The following is a 20,943-nucleotide window of genomic DNA, read 5'->3' as shown; positions in this document are numbered from 1 at the left end:
GTATGCATCACCTGGGGGAGCGCGGATGAGCGCGCGGCTGCGCGGCATCGCGCGAGAGACGCAGTCCGTCGTCGAGGCCGGGCGGTATCGCAACGCCGCAGGTCAGGACGTGTCCATTGAGCGCGCGCTGACGGCCGCGCTCACCGGGACCCGGCTGTACGGGCCCGAACCGGTGCCCGTCGCCGCCCTGGACGCCGACCGCACGGCCCGCGTCGAGGTCACCGGCGAGAGCAGCCTCCAGGCGGCCCGCCGGATGACCGGCGAGGCCCCCGGGAAGGTCGCGGTGCTCAGCTACGCCTCGGCCCGCAATCCCGGCGGCGGCTACCTGAAGGGCGCACAGGCCCAGGAAGAGGCCCTGTGCCGCGGCTCGGCGCTCTACGCCACGCTGCTGCGCGCCCCCGAGTACTACGCGCACCACCGCGCCGAACGCAGCGCGTTCTACACCGACCGGGTGATCCACTCGCCCGGCGTGCCGGTCTTCCGCGACGACCGGGGCCGCTTCCTGGACGCCCCCTACACGGCCGGATTCCTCACCTCGCCGGCCCCCAACGCCGGGGTGATCCGCCGGGGGACCCCCGAGGAGGCCCACCGCATCCCCGCCGCCCTCGCCTCCCGCGCCGAACGCGTCCTGGAGGTGGCGGCCGTACGGGGCTACCGGCGGCTCGTCCTGGGTGCCTGGGGCTGCGGCGTCTTCCAGAACGACCCGGCGCAGGTCGCTCAGGCGTTCGGGGTGCTGCTGGGCGAGGGCGGCCGGTTCGGCGGCCACTTCGAGCAGATCGTCTTCGGCGTCCTGGACCGCGACCCCGACTCCGCCGTACGGGCCGCCTTCGCCCGTACCTTCGCCGGTCCTCCTGCCCCTTCTCCCGCCGGTCCTCTCGCCGGTCCGAGCTTCAGCACCGGCGGCCCGTCCCGGCCGTGAGGGGCCGCGCCGCGGGTCGGCTCCAGCCGTGCCGTGCCGTCCGGCTGCCGGTCACCGCCGGCCGTACCGGCCCGCGGCCGCCGGGCCGGCTCCAGCCGTACGGTTCCCCTGCGATCGGGTCACCTCATGCGTGGCCCAGCCGCCGGGTCAGCTCCAGCCGTACCGTTCCCGCAGCCGCCCGACGACCCGGTCGAACCGCTCCCGGTCCAGCGCGCACGCCTCGCGCCGCATCCCGTCCGCGTGGACCCGCAGCACCCGGTCCAGATCGACCCAGGACTGCCGCCCCGAGCTGTCCCAGGGCCCAGCCCCCAGCGCCACCCACTCGTGGTCCATGTCGTGCTGCTTGCTGGAGAGCTGCACGGCGAGCAGCGTGCCCGCCTGCTCCCGGGCGACGACGAGCACCGGCCGGTCCTTGCCGCGCCCGTCCATCTCCTCGAACGGCACCCAGGTCCAGACGATCTCGCCCGGGTCGGGGTCGCCGTCGCGGTCGGGCGCGTAGGAGGTGCGGACCGGGCCCACCTCGTGCGGATCGGCCTGGACCGTGGCGGTCGGCCCGGTGCTGCCGGGCGGGACGGGCGCGCTGTCGGTGCGCTGCGAACTGTGGTGGAACGTCATCGCAACACCGTAGAACCCGCACGGCCCGATCCCGGGAGCGGGTCCGCCGAGGGAGAGCCGCGCCGCGCCTCCTCCACCGGACGGACGGCCCGAGGGCGCCGGGACGGCCTGTCCGAAGCCGCGATCCCCGGGCCCCGGGGCGAAGGCCGCTCCGGCCGGTCTGGAAGACTGCCGGACGCCATGAGCCAGTTACCTGAGCAGCCCGCCGGAGTCTCCGTCCCGACCAGCGCCGACGTCGCGCGCCTCGCCGGAGTGTCCCGGGCCACCGTGTCGTACGTACTGAACAACAACGCCACCGTCCGGATCAGCGAACCCACCCGGCACCGGGTCAGACAGGCCGCCACGCAACTCGGTTACGTCCCGCACGCGGCCGCCCGCAGCCTGCGCGCCGGACACAGCCGCCTGGTGCTGCTGCCCTCCGGCCACATACCCGCCGGCCCGCTCCACCAGCGCTTCTTCCAGGAACTCCAGGCGGGACTGCGCCGCCTGGACTACACCGTCGTCCAGTACGGCAGCGTCGGCCTCGGAGCCGACGAGGCGGCCCGGGCCTGGGCCGAACTGAGGCCCGTCGCCGTCGTCGTACCACCGGGCATCGCCCTCACCCCCCACGGCACGGAGCTCCTCACCCGTTCCGGGGCCAAGGCGGTGATCACGCTGGGCCCGGAGCCGGTGCACGGGGCCCATGGGCTGGTCATGGACCAACGGCGGGTCGGAGCCAGCGCGATCGGCCACCTGCTGGCCCGCGGCCGCCGCCGCATCGGGGTGGTCATGCCCCGAGAACCGGGCCTCGCCCCGTTCTCCGAACCCCGCCTCGCCGGAGCGCGGCACGCCGCCGAAACAGCCGGGGCCCACGTCCGGCCGCTCCCGCTGCGGTACGAGGAGGAGTCCGCCGAAGAGCTGGCGCACGGCTGGACGGCGCTGGGGCTGGACGCCGTGTTCGCGTACAACGACGAGTACGCCATGCTGCTGATGCGCGCCCTCCAGGACGCCGGCGTCGCGATACCCGGCGACACGGCGGTCGTCGGGGCGGACGACCTGCTGCTCGGCAGGCTGCTGCGGCCCCGGCTGAGCACGGTCCGGCTGGAGCTCGCGATGCCGCAGCCGCTGGCCGAGACGATCGACCGGCTCGTCCACCACCCGGGGGCCGTACCCGTCCACCAGGACCTGCTGCGCACCAGCGCCGTCCACCGGGAATCCAGCTGACCGCCCGGCCCCCGCCGTGCTCCCCGTAGTGCCCCCGGCGCACGCGCCGTGCGCGACGACATGCGCCGCGCACGGCGCGTGTCTAGCGTCGGGGGCATGAGCCATCCGCAGAGTTACGAACTCCTCCTGACGCCCGACCACAGCAGGACGCGGGCCGGCGCACCCGGACGGCCGATCCGGTCCGCCGTCGTGGCCGCCACCGGCGAGACGGGGGCCTCGGGCTACCCCCGGTACGCGGGGCAGGGCATGGAGGCGGACATCGACCCGGAGACCCGCACGGTGGAGGCCGTGCTGATCGACGGCGAGGAACTGGACCCCGGCATGTCGGTACGCGTCGCCGAGGGGAACCCGCCGACGCCCTGAACCCGTGGCGCCCTGAGCGGGGATCGCCTCCGGTCCGGTGCGGTCCAGTCCGGACGGGGCGGGCCCGCCGACGGGGCGCGGCCCCGGCGGGCACGGCTGAGGGGCGCGGCCCGGTGGAGGGCTGTACTCCACCGGGCCGCGCCCCTCGCCGCGCGCCGTGTGCCGGTCCGGCCGCTACTGCTGCTCCGGCTGACCCTGCCCCGCCTCCGCCGCCTTCTTCTGCTCCTCGACGGACTTGCGGACCTCGTCCATGTCCAGGTTCCGGGCCTGGCCGATGATGTCCTCCAGCGTCGCCTCTGGCAGAGCGCCGGGCTGGGCGAAGACCGCCACGTTGTCGCGGACGATCATCAGCGTCGGAATCGACTGGATCTCGAACGCGGCCGCCAGCTCCTGCTGCGCCTCCGTGTCGACCTTGGCGAAGACCAGGTCGGGGTGGCGCTCGGACGCCGAGTCGTAGACCGGCGCGAACTGTCGGCAGGGGCCGCACCAGGAAGCCCAGAAGTCGATCAGGACGAAGTCGTTGTCGGTCACGACCTGATCGAAGTTTTCCTTGGTGAGCTCTACGGTGCTCATACTCAGATACCTCTTCCTGTGCCCGGTCGGATCTGTCCGGCACAACGGTGACTGCACGTGCGCTATTCCGCCTGCCCATGTGGCCGGGGCGCACACGCACGCCCACACTGTTTCCATGACTGATGCACTGACTGATGCGGTGAGGACTTCCGAGTACGACGTCGTGGTCATCGGCGCGGGCCCGGTGGGCGAGAACGTGGCCGACCGGGCCCGCGCCGCCGGGCTGAGCGCGGCGGTGGTGGAGTCCGAGCTGATCGGCGGCGAGTGCTCCTACTGGGCCTGCATGCCGAGCAAGGCGCTGCTGCGCCCCGTGGTCGCCCGCGCCGACGCCCGCCGCGTCCCGGGCCTGAGCGACGCCGTGCGGGGCCCCCTGGACGTGCCCGCGGTCCTCGCCCACCGGGACGAGATGACCAGCCACTGGAAGGACGCGGGACAGGTCGAATGGCTGGAGGGCGTCGGGGCGGACGTCTACCGGGGTACGGGGCGGCTCACCGGCCCCCGCGCGGTCACCGTCACCGCACCGGACGGCGTCGAGCACCGCCTCACCGCCCGGCACGCCGTCGCCGTGTGCACCGGCACCAAGGCCGTCGTCCCCGATCTCCCCGGCATCGCGGAGGCCCGCCCCTGGACCAGCCGCGAGGCCACCAGCGCCAAGGAAGTGCCCGGCCGGCTCGTCGTGGTCGGCGGGGGAGTCGTCGGCGTGGAGATGGCGACCGTCTGGCAGGCGCTGGGCGCGGAGGTGACCCTGCTGATCCGCGGCGGGGGCCTGCTCCCGAAGATGGAGCCCTTCGCGGGGGAACTGGTGGCCGAGGCGCTGACGGAGGCCGGAGCCGCCATCCGTACCGGAGTCTCCGTCACCGCCCTGCGCCGGCCCACGCCGGACGGGCCCGTCACCGTGGAGCTGGACGACGGCGACCGCGTCGAGGCCGACGAGATCCTCTTCGCCACCGGCCGCGCACCCCGCACCGACGACCTGGGCCTGGAGACGGTGGACCTGGAGCCCGGCTCCTGGCTCACGGTGGACGACAGCTGCCGGGTCGAGGGGACGACCTGGCTGTACGCGGTCGGGGACGTCAACCACCGCGCCCTGCTGACCCACCAGGGCAAGTACCAGGCCCGTATCGCGGGCGCCGCGATCGCCGCCCGGGCCCAGAAGGTCCCGCTGCTGGAGACGGACCGCTGGGGCGCCCACGCGGCCACCGCCGACCACGCGGCCGTCCCCCAGGTCGTCTTCACCGACCCCGAGGCCGCCTCCGTGGGCCTCACCCTGGCCGAGGCCGAACAGGCGGGCCACCGGGTCCGCGCCGTCGACTACGACCTCGCCTCCGTCGCGGGCTCCGCCCTGTACGCGGACGGCTACCGGGGCCGCGCCCGGATGATCGTGGACCTGGACCGGGAGATCCTGCTCGGCGTGACCTTCGTCGGCCCCGGAATCGGCGAACTGCTGCACTCCGCCACGGTCGCGGTCGTGGGGGAGGTCCCCATCGACCGGCTGTGGCACGCGGTCCCGGCGTACCCGACGATCAGTGAGGTGTGGCTGCGGCTGCTGGAGACGTTCAGGGGTTAGGGCGTGTCCGGCGGATCAGGACCGGAGAGGCCGCGGCGTCCGGTGCGGTGCCGTGCCGGGCGTCGCGGACCCGGTCGGGACGCGCCGGACAGGCCCTGGGGAAACGCCGTCGAGCACACGGGTCCCGCCCGGGAGCTTCCCCGGGCGGGACTCGGTACGCACTGGCGAGCGGCCTTCAGGGCCTACTTGAGCAGGTACGCCTTGATGATGGTGACCTGGTAGGCATTGCCCCGCTGGTCGGTGAGCTTCGCCTTGAGGGAGACCGAGGCGGCCTTCCCGGGGTGGCTGAGAGCAAGTGACCGCTTGCCCTTCCTGGTGAGGACGGGGGCCTTGGACCAGCTCTTGCCACCGTTGTAGGAGACCTGCACGGACAGGCTCTTGGGGTTCTTTGCCGCCGGGCCCTGGAGGGTGAGCGGGACCGTGAGCTTCTTGCCGGCCGCGGCCCTGCTGTACAGGTCGAGCTTCGGGGCGAAGCGGACCGAGGAGAGGGGAAGCACCGTGTGGTCGTCGGCCGGGGTCTTCCCTGAGCGGAAGGTCCAGGCGGCGGCGAGGCGGGTGGTGACGCCGGCGACCTTGGTGGAGCGGGTCGCCTCCGTGCTGATCCGGTAGGCGGCGCTCTTCGACGGCAGACCGAAGACGTCCTGGCAGAGCCCGTCCTCGGAGCTGAGGAGCTTCCTGCCGTCGACGGTGACGCGGGTCCGCTGCTTCGTCACCGTCGACAGGCCGACGTGGCCCGCGCCGTCGGCGTACTCCCCGATGCAGAAGCTGAGGTCGTCGCCCATGCGACGGGCGGTGTTGTAGGTGTTGATCCTGGGGCTGAACACTCCGACGTTGAACGTCTGCGCGTAGGTCTTCCCCCGCTGGTAGCCCTTGAGATCCGGTTCGTTGAAGATGATCTCCAGATCGTCGTCGCCGCCTCCGGGCGGGAGCTGCCCGGCGGCGAAGCCCCAGGTGACGCCCTTGCGGGTGTTGACGTAGGTGTTCGCCGTGGCGGGCAGGGCGAAGGGCCTGCTGACGGTCTCGTGCCCGACTCCCGCCGCCGTCTCCCAGACGGGGCTGACCGCGCCCTTCCGGTTCTTGGCGGAGACGCCGATCCGGTTCTTCACCAGGGCCAGTTCACTCCTGGCGACCTTGTGGACCAGTCCGGTGTGCAGGGAGCGGGTGCGGTCAAAGAGCAGGTTGTAGGTGGTGCTGCCCTTCTGCCAGGTGCCGCCGAGGTGCGAGCTGAACTCCTTCGCGGGCAGTGCGGGGCCCACGTGACCGGTGCGGAACCCCTTGAGGGAGTTCTGCTGCCAGACCGAGCCGTAGACGGTCTCGTCGTTCTCCAGGACGTACTTCAGGTGGACGCCGACGCTCTTGGCCCCCTGGGGCACGGTGACGTCCACCGGCTTGGCCCTGCGGGCGTCGAACGTGACCGTGGTGGCCCTGGCGACGGAGAGCTTGGGCCGCACCATCAGCGCGACGTCCGGGGCGGCCCGGGGGCCCTTGCGGGTCCTGACCGGCGTCTCCAGGAGGTAGTCGCCCCGGGGCACCCGGGTGCGGACGATGCCGTCGCCCTCGGTGTCGTGGACGTTGAGCAGGACGTCGGTGTCGTGGCCGAGGACGAGCGTGCCCGACTGGGAGGGCCTGCCGTCCGTGCCGATGTACTTGAGGGTGAGGTCGTACGCCTCCGCCTCGCGCTGCACGCCGAAGGAGGTGCGGACGACGCGGCCGCCCTGGGTGGCCCGGGCGACGAGCACGCCGGTGAACACGCCGTCCTGGCCGCCGATCCGGGTGTTCGCGGTGAGGTCCACGCCGGCGGCGCCGCCCGCGGGGACGGTGACACGGTCGGCGCCCACGGCGAAGAATCCGGCCGGTGCGGCCTTGCCCGCGGGCCCGGTCGTCTCCATCGACAGGACGAGGGTGACCGGCTTCGTGCCGTCGTTGCGGTAGGTGATCCGCCGGACCAGCGGCTTGTCGTCGCCGTGCGGCCACAGTTGGGCGCCGAAGTTCACCGACGTCTGCTCGCTGACCACGCTCTGCGCGATCGCCCGCGTCAGATCCGTCCGGCCGGTGCCCTGCTGAAGGGGCGACAGGCCGCTGCCGGGTTTCGCCGATGCGGTCAGCGCCTGCTTGATCCGCTCACCGGTCCAGCCGGGGTGCCGCTGGGCGAGGACCGCCGCCGCGCCCGCCACGTGCGGCGTGGCCATCGACGTACCGGACATCGCCGCATAGCCGGGGACGGCCGGGACGCCCTCGACGCCCTTGGCCGCCTTCGCGGCGACGATGCCGACACCGGGTGCGGTGATGTCCGGTTTCAGTGAGCCGTCGGCCGTGGGGCCCGTGCTGGAGAAGCCCGCGATCCGGTCCTTGCGGTCGACCGCTCCGACAGTGAGAGCCGATGCCGCACTGCCCGGGGAGCCGATGGTCGACGCGTCAGGGCCCTCGTTGCCCGCCGCGATCACGAAGAGGATGCCGCTCCGGGCGGATATCCGGTCGACCGCGGCTTCGAGCGGGTCGTGCCCGGCGGTGTCCTCGCCTCCCAGGGAGAGGTTGGCGACGCGTGCGCCGTTGTCGGCGGCCCACTGCATCCCCGCGATGATGCCGGAGTCCACACCGCTGCCCTCGTCGTCGAGGACCTTGGCGTCCAGGATCTTCGCGCCCGGTGCGACCCCCCTGTGCTTGCCGGACTTCGCCCCCGACCCTGCCACGGTCGAGGCGACATGGGTGCCGTGGCCGACGTGGTCGACGGTGTTCCTCGAACCGGAGAAGTCCTTCTGGGCGATCTCCACCCCCTTGAGGTCGGGGTGTGTCTCGTCGACGCCGGTGTCCAGTACGGCGACCTTGACCCCGGCGCCGTCGAAGCCCGCCTTCCAGGCCGCCGGTGCGCCGATCCGCGCGACGCTCCGGTCCAGGGCGGCCTTGCGCCGGCCGTCCAGCCACACCCGGGCGATGCCCGGCGCCGTCGTCCTGGACCCGTCGCCCCGGTGGCCGGCGGCGGTCAGCGCCTCCCAGACCCCGGCCGATTCGCTCTTGGGCGCGGTCAGCGCCTCCCCGGAGACGGCGGGCAGGCTGCGGCGCACTCGGACGTCCGCGGCGGACACGGCCGCTTCGGCGGTCGACCGGTCCTTCTTCGCGTACGAGACGATCAGCGGCACCGTGCTGCGGTGCGCGTCGTCGTAGCGGGCCTTGAGCAGCCCCGTGACGTTGAACAGGCGGCGGTCCAGGGTTCCCCGCCCGACCAGGGACAGGGCATCGGAGGGCAGAACGTAGGTGTCGGCCCCCACCTGCTGGACGGACATCGCGATGTGCTCGCGGCCCCGGCCGGGCTGGACACGGACCACCTTCCCACCGCGATCGACGTAGGCCCGGTCGCCGGAGATCAGGGTGACGACGGTCCTGTGGCCCTTGCCCGAAGACGCCGGCGTCCCGGACGCCTCCGAGGACTGCGCCCCCTCCGCGACGGGCCCGAAGGCCGCCCCCGACGCGGCGCCGGCCGTCAGGCAGGTCGTGAGCAGTGCCGCCACCATGGCCGCACCTACTTGTCTCTTGTTTCGCAGCAAGACTGTCCCGCCCTTGAAAGTGAGTGAGTTGAAGGTGAGGTGAGGTGAGGTGAGGTGAGCGAAAGCGAAGTGGGTGGAAAGTGATGTGAGTCGCGTCGCAGCCGGTGCGAGAGTTCCGAGAGCGCGAGAGCGCGAGAGCGCGAGAGCGCCAGTGCGCGAGGCGTCAGGCGCTGACCGTGCGCCGTGCCCGCCATCCGCGGACCCCGCGATAGGCGGCGCCGAGGGCCACCGCCTGGACGAGGGCCCCGACCACCACACCCGCCCAGGGAAGCGCGCCGGGCAGAGCCACGAAGAGGAACGAGGTCGGGGCGGTGAGGAAGAACAGCCAGACCCCGGCCATGCTGCCGTCCAGGGAGTCGGTCAGCGCGACGTCCGTCCCCACCCAGACCAGCACGGCCAGATACCCCACGGCAGCCGGGCTCATCAGATAGCGGCGAAGCGACTGGGGCAAGGTGCGTGAGGAAGCGGTCATGTCTGACTCCGAGGTGAGGAAAGGGGATTGCGCGACGTGGGACACCCGTGGGCGTCAGGCGGTGAACTCCGCCCGGGCACCCGTGGGTTCGTAGGGCGATCGACCCCGAAGCCCCACCCCGTGGGCGCAAGGACCTTTGGTGGAGGGGGTGTTGACCGGTGACCGACCGCGTTCCCGATGTGATCGAGCCTAGGGGCGGGTGACCCGCGCCGTCCTCGCGCTGCGGGACGATCAGCGCGTTGGACCACAGGTGGAGACTCTGTACCTCAGGTAAGAGACCGGAGTCCGCCTCCAGCCCGATCCGGGCCGCTCACCTGCGGCGATAACCTTCCCTCACCATGAACCGAACCGACGACCGGCTGGCGCCGGCCCTGCTGCTCTGCGCCCAGGCCCTGGTATGGCCCGGGGCGCCGCTCGTACGCGGGGCCGTACCGTCCGCGTCCGCCCTCCTCGTGGCGGCCCTGGTCGCCGGAGTGGTGACAGCGGCGCTCACCCTGCGCCGCACCCGGCCGGTCGCCGCCCTCGTCGTCGTCGCCGCGGCGTGCGCGCTGGGGGCCGGACCGCTGCCCGCCGGGGCGATGGCCGTTCTCGGCACCGCGGGGGCCGCACTGGCGGTGTTCACCGTGGCGACCCGGCGCGACGCCTTCACCGCCGTGCTGTGCGTGACGGCGCTCGCCCTCTGGCAGCTCCTCCAGGGCATCAGCCTGCACGGGCTCAGCGAGAGCGACGGGCTCGACCTGGTCCTGACCGCTGTCCTGTACGCCGCCTCGTGCGGCGCCGGCCTGCTCGTGCGGCGGGCCCGTCGCGCCCGACGAGCGGCCGGTCACCTGCTGAAGCGTGCCGAGACCGAGCGCCACCGGCTCCCTGCGGCCGAGCGGCGTCGGATGGAGAGGGAGCTGCACGACATCAGCGCCCACCATCTGACAGCTGTGGTCGTCACCGTGGGCGCGGCCCTCGGACTGCGGGACCGTCGTCCCGAACTGGCGGCTGAGGCACTGGAGTTCGCGGCAGAGACCGGCCATGAGGTCGTCCGCGCACTCGGCGCGGTGCGAGCCCCGGCGCCCTCCCGCGCGGACGTGTCCCCACCGGAGGAACAACTGCGGGACCTGGTCGCCGGATTCCGGCGACTGGGCCGGAAGGTGGACTGCGAGATCGACCCCCTGCCGGACGGAGCGGTCGCGGAGGCGGCGTACGGCATCGTGCGCGAGGCACTGACCAACGCCGCACGGTACGCCCCCGACGCGCACACCACCGTGCTGTGCCGGTACGGCGAGACCCGCACCGAGATCGCGGTCACGAGCACGGCTCCGCCCGCCGGCGCGGTGGCGTACGGCGCGGGGCTCGGCGGCGGCCGGGGGCAGGGTTTCCTGCGCTCCCGGGCGCGGGAGGCCGGCGGCACGGTGCACAGCGGCCCGACGGCGGAAGGCGGCTGGGAGGTGCGGGCGGTACTCCCCGGCCGGACGGCCACGCCGGTGGAACCGCCCGCCCCCAGGTCCTTCCGCGTGGCACAGGTGGTGGCGGCGGCGGGCCTGGTCCTCCAGCCGCTGCTTCCCGCGCTGGTCATCAGGGCCGAGGACGTCCCGAGCGGAACGCGGGTGTCCGCAGGCGTCTTCTTCGCCCTGCTGGCGGCGGGCCAGGCGATGACCCTGCTGTGGCTGCGGAGGGCTCCGCGAACGGCGTACGCGGTGCTGCTGGGGCTGGCGCTGCTGTGGCCGGTGGCGATGGCGATGGGGAACTACGGCGGCCCGGTCCTCCTCCCCTCCGCGCTGAGCCTGCTGGCCACGTGCGCCGCGCTGGCGATGGAGCCCGCCCGAACGGCGACGCGCCGCAACACGACCGTCCTCCTCGCGGTGCTGGTGCACGCGGCTGCCGCCGCCACCGCGGTTCTGGACCGGGGCACGACAGCCCCCGCCTGGACGGTCGTCGTGGGCATCACGATCGGCGTGGCCCTCACCGGCACGGCGGCCCGGCTGGCCGGAGTCCGCCGGGCCCGCCACCGGCAGGCCGATCACCGCGCCCACGACGAGCGCCTGGCCGCCTGGACCGAGGAGGCCGTACGCGACGCCTGGATCGAGCGCCACCGTATCGCCGCCGGACTCGAAGGCACGGTCTTCGCCCGCACCGCCGACATGGTCGCCGAGGCCGAGGCGGGCCGGCTCGACGCGACGGCGGCCCGCGCCCGCGAGGCCCTGGCCGCGATGCGCGCCCTGCTCGACACCGTGCCGCAGAGCGGGACCGGGCCCGAACTCCGTCCGCAGCCCACCCTCCAGGCGCTCGACCTGCTCGCCCACCATCTGCGGGCCACCGGCCGCGACATCGACATACGGCTGACCGACCGCGTGCCGCGGCACCTGCCCACCGCCGTCGACCTGGCCGCCTACCACGCCGCTGAAACGCTGCTCGCGGCCGGCGGCGAGGAGCCCTCCCTGCTCGAACTCGACGTGGACACCGATACCTTGACGCTCACGGCCACCGGGATCGCCCACGCCGAGGGCAGGGCCGTACGGGAGGGGCTGGCAGCGCGGGTCACCGCCCTCGGCGGCACCCTGACCACCGGCCCACGAGGGACGGTCCACCTCCGGCTGCCGCTCACCACCGCGCGGGACGACTCACCACCGCGCAGGACGCTTCACCATCGTGCGGGACGACTCACCACCGCGCAGGACGACGAGGAGAGACAACGATGAGCCTGAACGTGCTGGTCGTCGACGACCAGGGCATCGTACGGGCGGGATTCGCCGCCGTGATCGACGCCGAGGAGGACATGACGGTCGTCGGCGAGGCCGCGGACGGCGTCTCCGCGGTACGCCTCGCCGCGGAGCTGGCTCCCGACGTCATCATCATGGACGTACGCATGCCCCAACTGGACGGCATAGCCGCCACCCGCATCATCACCGGCCGCGAGAACCCGCCCCGTGTCCTCGTCCTGACCACCTTCGACCTCGACGCCTACGTCTTCGAGGCGCTTCGCGCCGGCGCCTCGGGCTTCCTGCTCAAGGATGTGCACCCCTCCCAACTGCTCCAGGGCATCCGGGAGGTGGCGATCGGCGAGAGCGTCCTCGCCCCCTCGGCGACACGCCACCTCATCGGCCACTACACGTCCCGGTCACCCACCGCGCTCCCCGCGGGGAGCATTCCCGAACTGGACGGCCTCACCGCAAGCCAGCGGCGCGTGCTCACCCTCGTCGCGGCCGGGCTCACCAACGCGGAGATCGCCGGGCAACTCAGCATCACCGTGGGCACGGTGAAGTCCCATGTGACCGCGCTGCTCCGCAAGCTCGGCCTGCGCGACCGGGTGCAGGCGACCATCCTCGCGTACGACCTCGGCCTCGCCACTCCGAACCCGCCCGGCGCGCGCCTCTGACCGCCGAGACCCCGACAGAGCCAGTACGACCATCCGACCGAGGAGACCACCACCATGCCCGGCACCGCCGCCGATTCCGGACGATCGATCTCACGCCGACTGCACGACTGGCTGGGCGCAGCCGGCCTCGTCTATCTCGGCCTCTGTGCCGCGCTGTTCGTGTGGGCGTGGGCGGTGACTGTCTGGGACAGCTCGGACGAGTCCATGGCCGGCGTCATTCCGTTCCTCGCCACCGCGCCCGTCAGTTTCGTCTTCCTCCTGCTGCCGATCGACAGCGTCGTCGTGTTCGCCGTCGCCATCGCCGTGGGAGCGGCTGTCAACGCCGCCATCATCGGCTGGTGCACCCGCGCACTGCGCCGCGGCCGGCGCCCGGACCACTGACGGGCCCGCTGGGACTAATCGGCGTCGCGCCGCCGGCGTGCGCGCTCGAACTCGGCGGCATCCGACATCCACGAGCCGTACGGTGCGAGTGCGGCGCAGCCGCCGAGGACGAAGGCGCCCACCAGCTTCCGGTACCCGCCGATCCCGTCGACGAGGCTGTACTCGACCCCGTACTCCGGATCCGACCCGCCTTCACCCTCCCGCACCGTGGTGACCCGGGCGATGGAGTCCGCGTAGAAGTGCAGCTGGATCCCTTCGCCCATCTCCTCGTCCTCGATGGTGAACACCTCGTTGTCCCCGGCAGAGCGATCGGCGACGAACCCCCAGAACTCCGCGGATGCGGTGCGGGGACCGCCCGAGACCCACTTCTTCTCGACGCCCTTGTCGTCGGTGAAGGACAGGGCGGTCTTCCTCGCACTCCCGCCGGCGTCGGCACGCTCGCCGGCCGCCTCCTCGTCATCCTCCACGGGTGTGTTCCTGGAGCGGTCCGCGGCCTCCGAGCACATCAGGAAGCCCACGGTGCGCACCGCGTCATCGGCGAGCCCGGGGTGCGCACGGCGCACGGCGGTTTCGACCGCCGTCGCCATCCGGTCCCAGTCGCGCTTGTCCGTGGCGCGCTTCCCCCGTCGTGGATCGCTGCCGATCCGCATCCCGGCGCACGCCCGCTCCGCGGTGGCGACGATCCGTATGACCTCGGGCAGCAGCGCGGGGGCGACGGCGTCGGGCATCCGTCCCGGAATCGTCGAGCCGTGCAGGTACTGGCCCGTGTATGTCAGGATCGCAGTGTCTAGCGGACCGAGCACCACTCCGCGCTCGGCGCGACGGCGGCGCGCGTGGTACTCCTGAGCTCGTTTCCCGTCGGACGTCTCGGTCGCCGCGCGCAGTGCCGCGCAGACCTGACCGCGCTCCAGCAGATCGACGTCGGCCCCGTGGGCGACGAGCCGGCCCCTGTCCCACGGGATGCGCCGGAAGAGCGCGTCGACGTCCTCGGGCGCGGAGAGGAGGACCGGGTCCAGGAGCGCGACGGCGGCGTCCTCGTCGAGCCGCCCCCGGGTTCCGGCGGCGTCGCACAGCGGAAGGACCGCACTCCACAGCAGCAGGTGTCTGGCCAGATCCTCCTGGATCACCGCGAGGTGGTCCTCCCCGATCGGGAACGTGAACGTGCGAGGCTCGTGGTTGGCGTCGGCCCCGGCGCCCAGCATCAGCTTCAGATCACCGTCCTCGCGGATCACGTTCGGGATCCAGCCGCTCTGTCGCGTGAAAACGGTGTCTCTCATGGGCCCAGTCTTCCCCATCGGACGAGCGCGATCACCGGCCCGCGACGTCGAGGCGGGCGGCGGAGAGGCCGGGAGCCGAGAGGGGGAGGGGGAGAGCAGCGGGGCTGTGCGCCCCGTGGAGAACACCGGCCCCGGCGTTCTCCACCGGCACGGCTTTCCCACGGTCATGCGGACCGGTCCACGGCCGGCCACTCCCCGGTGCGGACGAAACGCTCGATGTCGGCCTCGTACGGTGTGGGGTCGAGCCCCCGCGCGCGAACCCAGGACGGGCTGAGGTGGGTCGTCAGATACGGATCGGCGCTGTCGCCGATGAGGGTGACGACGCTGCCCCGCACGCCCGCCTCGCGCATCCGCGCCACCAGGTGGCACGTTCCCCAGAAGTTGGTGCCGGTCGCCGGTCCGGCCTCGATCCCGGCGGCCGTGCGGAGCCACCGCAGGGCCGCGACGGACGCCGCGTCCGGCACCGGGATCATCAGGTCGATCACCGCCGGCAGGAAGCCGGGTTCGGTCCGTGGACGGCCGATGCCGGGTATCCGCGAGGGCATCCCCGTCGTGTAGTCGTCGCATCCGCTCGCCCACGCGGGAAAGTAGGCGGAGTTCTCCGGATCCACCACGGCCAGCCGCGTCGGATGGCCGTGTCGCCGCAGATGGCGTCCGACCGCCGCGGAGGTCGCTCCTGTTCCGGCACCCGTGACGATCCACTCCGGAATCGGATGCGGCTCCTCGCTCAGCTGGGCGAAGACCTCGTCGGCGATCGTCGGCTCATCACTCACGGCCATCGCCCGCCCTGCGTCGGCGAAATGGTCGAGGGAGTGGCCGCCGAGCCGCTCGGCCAGCGCCCTCGCCTCCTCCTGCACCGCGGCCGGCGGCTGTTCCCCCACCTGCCACCGCCCGCCCTCCCCCTCGATCCTGGCCAGCACTTCCCCGGAGGTCCTGGCCGGTACGACCGCGGTGAAGTCCAGGCCCAGCAGGCTCGCGAAGTGGGCTCCGGCAACGGCGACCGCTCCGCTCGTAGCCGCGACCACCGGTGTGCCGGCCGTGATGGCGCCGGCGGCGATCGCCTCGCGGAACATGGCCCGTACCAGACGGTACTTCATGCTGCCGGTGGGGTGCGCGGACTCGTCCTTGAGGTAGATCCCGATGTCCCGGATCGCGGGAAGCGCCAGCCGACGCAGAGGGGTCGGCGTCACCCGCGGGCCACCCGCCCCCATCCTTCGGATCGCCTCGGCGGCCCATGCGTTCGCGTGCTCCTCAGCCATGAAGCAGACCCTAACCGGCGTCCTGTCGCGGTGAGTCCGCCGCGGGGTGAGCGGCAGGCCGGCGACGGACCACAGGGTGCGCTTCGCGTCGCCCGTGCGGGATCCCGACCGTGATCGCATCGAGGCATGGGTGCATGGGGGCATCGCGGGGTCAGGGCTGTTCGTGTGCCCCGTCCCGGCTTTGGGCGCCACCCTTGAAGAGGTCGATGAGTCCGTACGGGGCACGCTCTCCGAGGCAGAGGTCCAGGATCTCGTGGGCGTCGGCGTAGAACGCCTCGCTGCGGGGGAACAGGGCCGCTTCGTAGGCGGTGAGCGCCGCTTCGACGTCGTCGGGGTGGGCGGCGATCGCTTGGGCGAGCTCGGCGCCGTCGAACATGGCGAGGTTCGCGCCGTCGCCGGACGGCGGCATCAGGTGCGCGGCGTCCCCGAGGAGCGTCACCCCGGGGACGCGGTTCCACCGGTGTCCGTCCGGGAGCGTGTGGATCATGCGCGCGACCGGTGCGGTCCCGCCGCCGGTGATCAGCGCGGCGAGTTCCGGGGCCCACCCGTCGAACTCCGCCGCGATCCGGGCGGTCGCGGTGGCCGCGTCGGTGAAGTCGATGCCGGTGATCCACTCGGCGGAACGGTTCAGCTCGACGTAGGTGTGCAGGATGTTTCCCGCCTCGCGGTGCGCGACGATCCCCTTGCCCGGGGTCAGCGCGTACATCGCGCCGCCACCGACCGCCTTGGCCGTCTCGGGGTGCTGCTCGTCGGCGTCGTGGAGATAGGTCTCGACGAAGGTCGTGCCGATGTACTCGGGCCGGGCGTCGGAGAGCAGCGGCCGGACCTTCGACCAGGCGCCGTCCGCACCGATCAGCAGGCCGCTGGTCACGGTGGAGCCGTCGCTGAAGGTCAGCTCGTGCCGGCCGTCGCCGAGCGGCCGGATGCCGGTGACCTTGCGTCCCCACCGGACCGTCCGGTCGGGCAGGGAGTCGAGCAGGACCCGGCGCAGGTCTCCGCGGAGCACTTCGGGGCGCGCCGCCGTGCCGTCGTCGGGTTCCTCGTGCAGCAGCCCGCCGTGCTGGTCGAGTACGCGCAGGGCTTCGGCGCCCTCGTGGATGATCGCGCGGAACTCCTCGGTGAGGCCGGCGGCGGCGAGCGCGCGCTGCCCGTCGTCCTCGTGGATGTCGAGCTGGCCGCCCTGGGTGCGGGACTCGGCCGAGGGGTCGCTCTCGTAGACCGTCGCGGGGATGCCGTGGACGTGCAGGACCCGGGCGAGCGTCAGGCCGCCCAGGCCGGCGCCGACGATGGCGATCGGGTGGTGGCTGGTGGTCATGGGCTTCCTCGTTCCTGTGCGGGCACGGCGTCGGGGCTGGCACCCGGACGCTCTTATGGAACCGTGTTCCATTAGCAATATGGAACACGGTTCCAGGGTGTGTCAAAATGAGGGCATGCCGAGGACACGAGGAAGAGCACCCGCAGGAGGGCGTGCCGACGCCCTGTCGCGAGAGGTGGTCGTGGGTGCGGCCGTCGCGCTGCTGGACGAGCGCGGTGAGCGGGGATTCACCTTCCGGCTGCTCGCCGAACAGCTGAACACCGGCCCCGGCGCGCTGTACTGGCACGTGGCGAACAAGGACGAGCTCGTCGCCCTGGCCGCCGACGACGTGCTCGGCCACGCCCTGGCCGAGGCCCCCCGCCCCGACGAGGACGCCGACGCGGGCGCCGCGCTGCGCGTCCTCGCCGTCGCCGTCTTCGACGCCCTGGACCGGCACCCGTGGGCCGCGTCCCACGTCACCGCGCCCGCCACGCTGGCGCACACGCTGCGCCTGTTCGACCGCATCGGCACCCTTGTCGAACGAACCGGGCTGCCCGCCGGGCAGCGGTTCGCGGTCACCACCGCGGTCTTCTACTACGTCACCGGTGTCAGCGCCCAGATCATCGCGCCGGGCGTGGCTGTCGGCGCGACCACCAGCCGCGACGACTTCCTCGCCCGGACCGCCGAACACTGGAAGGAGCTCGACCCGGCCGCGTACCCCTTCCTGACCCGCGCCACCGCCGACCTGCGCGCCCACGACGACCGCGAACAGTTCATCGCCGGCCTCGACCTGCTTCTGATCGGCCTGAAAACCGCCGCAGGCCAGTAGTACGGCCCGAGTTCCGTACGGCGAGGAGCGCCCCGAGGGCCCCCGGCGATCAGCCGGGGGACCACGAGCTCACCGACCTCGTCGGTCACCGGCCGGCCCTGGGCGTCGAACGCCGCCGGCGCGACGCCGGGCAGCGGGGCGGAGACCCCACCGGGCCGCACGGGCGTGATGGGGGCGCTGTCGGCGAAGCCGCTGACGATGCCGGTGCCGCGGTCGGTCGTTCGTGGCGGGACCCTGATCGACGGCGGGCCTGGGATGGGGGCCGCCGGACGGGAGCCGGCCGTACGGGTCGGGGGCGTACCGGAGTCGGTCGTGCAGGTCGGGGTGTACCGGAGTCGGTCGTACGGTCCGGGGGCGTACCTGAGGTTGTACGGTCCGGGGGCGCGCCGGCGGTTGTACGGTCCGGGGCGCGCCGGACTCGGCCGTGCGGCCCGGGGGCGTACGGGAGCGTGGGGGTTGGGCTACGTCGGCGTCGTCTCCAGCTCGACCCAGATCGTCTTGCCCGACTGCCCGTACCTGCTGCCCCAGCGGTTGCTCAACTGCGCCACCAGGAAGAGACCCCGGCCCCCCTCGTCGCCGAGAGCGGCGCGGCGCAGCCTCGGCTGGGTGTTGCTGGGGTCGCTGACCTCGCAGTACAGAACGGTGTCGCGGATGAGGCGCAGTCCGACCGGGCCGCCCGCGTAGCGGACCGCGTTGGTCACCAGCTCGCTGACGATCAGCTCGACGGTGAAGTCGAGGAGGTCGAGCCCCCACTCGGCGAGTTTCGCGGAGGCGGCCGTGCGGGCCTCGGCGACCGAGGCGGGGTCGGCCGGGAACTCCCACTCGGCGACGGCGTCGGGAGGCAGCGGCCGGATCCGGGCGAGCAGGAGGGCGGTGTCGTCGGCGGCGGGCTGTCGCGCCCGCTCGGAGGTCAGGGCGTCCCCGGCCTCCTCCAAGGGGCTGCCCGACCGGTGCAGTTCGGCGATGCGCAGGGCGAGCCGGTCCACTTCGGCGTCGACGTCGCCGCCGTGCCCGCTGAGCAGCCCGTCGGTGTACAGGGCGAGCCAGCTGCCCGGGGCGAGGTGCACCGAGGTCGTCTCGAACGGCAGACCGCCGACGCCCAGGGGCGGCCCGGGCCGGACCGGGACGGGGTGCGCGGCGCCTTGTGGCGTGACCACGATGGGCGGGGGATGGCCGGCGCTGGCGAAGGCGCATTGTTGCGTCACCGGGTCGTACAGCGCGGCCAGGCAGGTGGCCCCCACCGTGTCCCGCTCGGCCGGGCTCGCCTCGGACGCGATCCGGGCCACCAGTTCGTCGAGCCGGGTGAGCATTTCGTCCGGGGGCAGTTCCAGGTCCCCCAGCGTCTGCACGGCGGTGCGCAGCCGTCCCATGGTGGCCGCGGCGTGCAGCCCGTGCCCCCGCACGTCGCCCACGGCCACGGCGACGCGGAGGGAAGGCAGGGGCAGCACGTCGAACCAGTCGCCGCCGATCTCCGCGCCCCCCGCCGCGGGCAGGTACCGGCCCACGGCGTCGAGCGCCGGGGTGTGGGTGGTGGCGGCCGGCAGCAGACGCCGCTGGAGGGTCACGGCGGCGCGGTGCTCCCGGTTGTACCGGCGCGCGTTGTCGATGCTGAGCGCGGCGTGCGCGGCGATCTCCGTCATCAGGTCCGCGTCGAGCTCGTCGAAGGGCTCGTGACGGTCCGTACGCCACACCCCGATGATCCCCAGAACCAGACCGCGGGCGTACAGCGGGGCGATCGCCAGGGAGCGGCCGTTCTCGGGGATCAGCTTCCCCGCCGCCGGGCCGCCGCCGATCGCCCGATCGAGGAGGGCGCGGTCGGTGATCACCGTCCGTCCTTCCTGGAGGCTGCGGATATGGAGCTGGTCCGGCAGCGCGGGGAACGCCTCGCCGGGCCGCAGCAGTCCGGCCGGCCAGCCCTCGGCGCCCCGTACGGCCACCCGGCGCATATGGAGGTCGCCGGCGCCGAGCGCCTTGGACGGCTCGTCTCCCGCGAGGACGGACTCGGCGAGATCGATCGCCGCCAGGTCCGCGAAGTCGGGCACCAGCACGTCGGCCACGTCCTGGGCGGTGCGGCTCACGTCCAGGGAGAGGCCGATGCCGATGGCGGCACGGTGCCGCACCCGCAGCCGCCGGGCGGCGCGCCACTGCGCGGTCGTGTCCGTCAGCAGCACGGTGACCCCCGAGGACCGCCCGCGGCGGTCCGTGGCGCGCACGGCGGTCACGGAGAAGGGGCGGTCGGGCGCCGGGCCGGTCGGGTCATGCGCATGCCGGGTGCGGCTCGCCGGGGCGGCACAGCTCTCCGGTACGATGCCGGGCCCTGCCCCTGCCCTGGCCCCGGTACCGACCTCGGGCCCGGCATCGACCTCGGGCCCGGCATCGGCCACGGCCTCGGCACCGGGCCCTGTCCTGGCACCTGCCTTGGCACCGGCACTTGCCTCGGCACCGGCACCGGCCCCGGGCTCGGCCCCGGCCCCGATCCCGGCCTCGGCACCGGGCCCGTCCGCCCCATCAGCCGAAGGAGGACCGTCCGGGGGCAGCCGCAGCATGTCGGCCGCGCTGAAGTCGCTGCACATCACGCGCAGTTCGGCGTCCCCCGCCGCGACCCCGATCCGCTCCCGCGCGAGCAGGGCGCGCACCAACGCCGCCTCCCCTTCGGACCCCTCGGCGCGGTCGTCGGGAACGGCGAGCAGCAGCCGGTGAGCGGTTCCCCGCAGAGGCAGCAGCCGGCACCGGACGGCGACACCTCGGCCACGGGCGTCACGCAGCAGAGCCCTCGCCCCGGCGTCGGGAAGGGCGTCGCCCGCGCTCCCGGTGTCGGTGAACAACTGAATCGCGGGCCTGCCGCACACCTCACCGGCGGATCGCCCGAGCAGTCGCACGGCGGCGGCGGACCACTGCCTGACCGTTCCCCGGTCGTCGATCAGGGCGGCCACGACGTCCATCAGCGTGCCGTTGAACTCATGGGCGCCGTTGTCGTCTCCTGTGAAGGTGTCCACGCTGCCCCTCACCAAGCGTTCGAGACCTTGGACACCCCTATTATGCTGGTTCATACCGTTTTACGGGATCGGGGCAGCGATCACGTCCGTCGCGGTGGAGACCCTGGTCCTGCGCCGCGCGATGGAGCGGGCGCCCTCAAGTGGGAGGCGTCCCCGGTCGCCGCCCACCGCCATCTGACCGGCCTCGACGCCGTACGGGCGGACGGAACCCTCGACGGCGAACGGTTCACGGTCCATGAGCACGCTGTACGCGGCGAGCCGGCGCGAGACGGCCCGCACCGCCACGAGT

At 73.3% G+C, this 20,943-nt stretch carries 17 protein-coding genes; 8 read left to right on the top strand and 9 right to left on the bottom strand.

The features are described 5' to 3' along the window. The first annotated feature begins 25 nt into the window (after positions 1-25). The gene (locus ACLJPL_RS08620; RefSeq protein ID WP_411080135.1) at positions 26-919 is read left to right on the top strand and encodes a TIGR02452 family protein; all 894 of its coding nucleotides are present in this window, start codon (positions 26-28) and stop codon (positions 917-919) included. Between the two features lie 147 nt (positions 920-1,066). Here the strand turns inward: ACLJPL_RS08620 and ACLJPL_RS08615 are convergent, their stop codons facing one another. After that, on the bottom strand, positions 1,067-1,534 hold the full coding sequence (locus ACLJPL_RS08615; RefSeq protein ID WP_411080134.1) for a type II toxin-antitoxin system PemK/MazF family toxin: 468 nt from the start codon (positions 1,532-1,534) through the stop codon (positions 1,067-1,069). A gap of 180 nt (positions 1,535-1,714) precedes the next feature. On the opposite strand from ACLJPL_RS08615, the gene ACLJPL_RS08610 reads away from it, so the two are divergent. Together ACLJPL_RS08610 and ACLJPL_RS08605 are read left to right on the top strand one after the other, a co-directional pair. After that, positions 1,715-2,737, top strand: coding sequence for a LacI family DNA-binding transcriptional regulator (locus tag ACLJPL_RS08610; protein WP_411080133.1), 1,023 nt, complete (start codon positions 1,715-1,717; stop codon positions 2,735-2,737). Positions 2,738-2,833: 96 nt separating this feature from the next. Further along, entirely contained in the window at positions 2,834-3,100 is a 267-nt protein-coding gene (locus ACLJPL_RS08605; RefSeq protein WP_411080132.1) for a hypothetical protein, read from the top strand. Positions 3,101-3,274: 174 nt separating this feature from the next. On the opposite strand, the gene trxA is transcribed toward ACLJPL_RS08605, so the two are convergent. Then, on the bottom strand, positions 3,275-3,673 hold the full coding sequence (trxA, locus tag ACLJPL_RS08600; protein WP_411080131.1) for a thioredoxin: 399 nt from the start codon (positions 3,671-3,673) through the stop codon (positions 3,275-3,277). A 115-nt stretch (positions 3,674-3,788) separates the two neighbouring features. Here trxA and ACLJPL_RS08595 point away from each other — a divergent pair, with 115 nt between their 5' ends. Further along, positions 3,789-5,240 (top strand): dihydrolipoyl dehydrogenase family protein, encoded by a 1,452-nt coding sequence (locus ACLJPL_RS08595; protein WP_411080130.1) that lies wholly within the window; start codon positions 3,789-3,791, stop codon positions 5,238-5,240. A 182-nt stretch (positions 5,241-5,422) separates the two neighbouring features. Here ACLJPL_RS08595 and ACLJPL_RS08590 read toward each other — a convergent pair whose 3' ends face one another. Together ACLJPL_RS08590 and ACLJPL_RS08585 are read right to left on the bottom strand one after the other, a co-directional pair. After that, complete coding sequence (locus tag ACLJPL_RS08590) at positions 5,423-8,749, bottom strand: S8 family peptidase (RefSeq protein WP_411080129.1); 3,327 nt, start codon at positions 8,747-8,749, stop codon at positions 5,423-5,425. 196 nt (positions 8,750-8,945) lie between these two features. Next, positions 8,946-9,254, bottom strand: coding sequence for an SCO4225 family membrane protein (locus tag ACLJPL_RS08585; RefSeq protein ID WP_411080128.1), 309 nt, complete (start codon positions 9,252-9,254; stop codon positions 8,946-8,948). 338 nt (positions 9,255-9,592) lie between these two features. On the opposite strand from ACLJPL_RS08585, the gene ACLJPL_RS08580 reads away from it, so the two are divergent. Genes ACLJPL_RS08580 through ACLJPL_RS08570 form a run of 3 tightly spaced genes read left to right on the top strand, consistent with a single transcriptional unit; the run spans position 9,593 to position 12,999 of the window. Then, a complete protein-coding gene (locus tag ACLJPL_RS08580; protein ID WP_411080127.1) occupies positions 9,593-11,941 on the top strand; it encodes a sensor histidine kinase in 2,349 nt (782 codons plus the stop codon). Further along, positions 11,938-12,618: a response regulator gene (locus ACLJPL_RS08575; RefSeq protein WP_411080126.1), complete on the top strand. Its 681-nt coding sequence runs from the start codon at positions 11,938-11,940 to the stop codon at positions 12,616-12,618. Before ACLJPL_RS08580 ends, ACLJPL_RS08575 begins: the two co-directional genes overlap by 4 nt. Positions 12,619-12,672: 54 nt before the next feature. After that, complete coding sequence (locus tag ACLJPL_RS08570; protein WP_411080125.1) at positions 12,673-12,999, top strand: SCO4225 family membrane protein; 327 nt, start codon at positions 12,673-12,675, stop codon at positions 12,997-12,999. A gap of 14 nt (positions 13,000-13,013) precedes the next feature. Here ACLJPL_RS08570 and ACLJPL_RS08565 read toward each other — a convergent pair whose 3' ends face one another. From ACLJPL_RS08565 to ACLJPL_RS08555, 3 genes are all read right to left on the bottom strand, one after another. Further along, positions 13,014-14,276: a DUF6357 family protein gene (locus ACLJPL_RS08565; RefSeq protein WP_411080124.1), complete on the bottom strand. Its 1,263-nt coding sequence runs from the start codon at positions 14,274-14,276 to the stop codon at positions 13,014-13,016. 164 nt (positions 14,277-14,440) lie between these two features. Beyond that, entirely contained in the window at positions 14,441-15,535 is a 1,095-nt protein-coding gene (locus ACLJPL_RS08560) for a pyridoxal-phosphate dependent enzyme (RefSeq protein WP_411080123.1), read from the bottom strand. A 151-nt stretch (positions 15,536-15,686) separates the two neighbouring features. Continuing rightward, positions 15,687-16,850, bottom strand: coding sequence for an FAD-dependent oxidoreductase (locus tag ACLJPL_RS08555; RefSeq protein ID WP_411080122.1), 1,164 nt, complete (start codon positions 16,848-16,850; stop codon positions 15,687-15,689). A gap of 115 nt (positions 16,851-16,965) precedes the next feature. Between ACLJPL_RS08555 and ACLJPL_RS08550 the strand changes: the two genes are divergently transcribed. After that, positions 16,966-17,658, top strand: a complete 693-nt coding sequence (locus ACLJPL_RS08550) for a TetR/AcrR family transcriptional regulator (protein ID WP_411080121.1) — start codon at positions 16,966-16,968, stop codon at positions 17,656-17,658. A 461-nt stretch (positions 17,659-18,119) separates the two neighbouring features. Here ACLJPL_RS08550 and ACLJPL_RS08545 read toward each other — a convergent pair whose 3' ends face one another. Beyond that, positions 18,120-20,654, bottom strand: coding sequence for a SpoIIE family protein phosphatase (locus tag ACLJPL_RS08545; protein WP_411080120.1), 2,535 nt, complete (start codon positions 20,652-20,654; stop codon positions 18,120-18,122). Between the two features lie 60 nt (positions 20,655-20,714). Next, positions 20,715-20,939 carry a hypothetical protein gene (locus tag ACLJPL_RS08540; protein WP_411080119.1) on the bottom strand — a complete coding sequence of 75 codons (225 nt, stop codon included), beginning with the start codon at positions 20,937-20,939 and terminating at the stop codon, positions 20,715-20,717. Positions 20,940-20,943 lie beyond the last annotated feature (4 nt).

This window comes from Streptomyces sp. cmx-18-6, from assembly GCF_046548915.1.
GTDB lineage: Bacteria > Actinomycetota > Actinomycetes > Streptomycetales > Streptomycetaceae > Streptomyces.
This window is presented reverse-complemented; position numbering and strand designations above follow the sequence as displayed.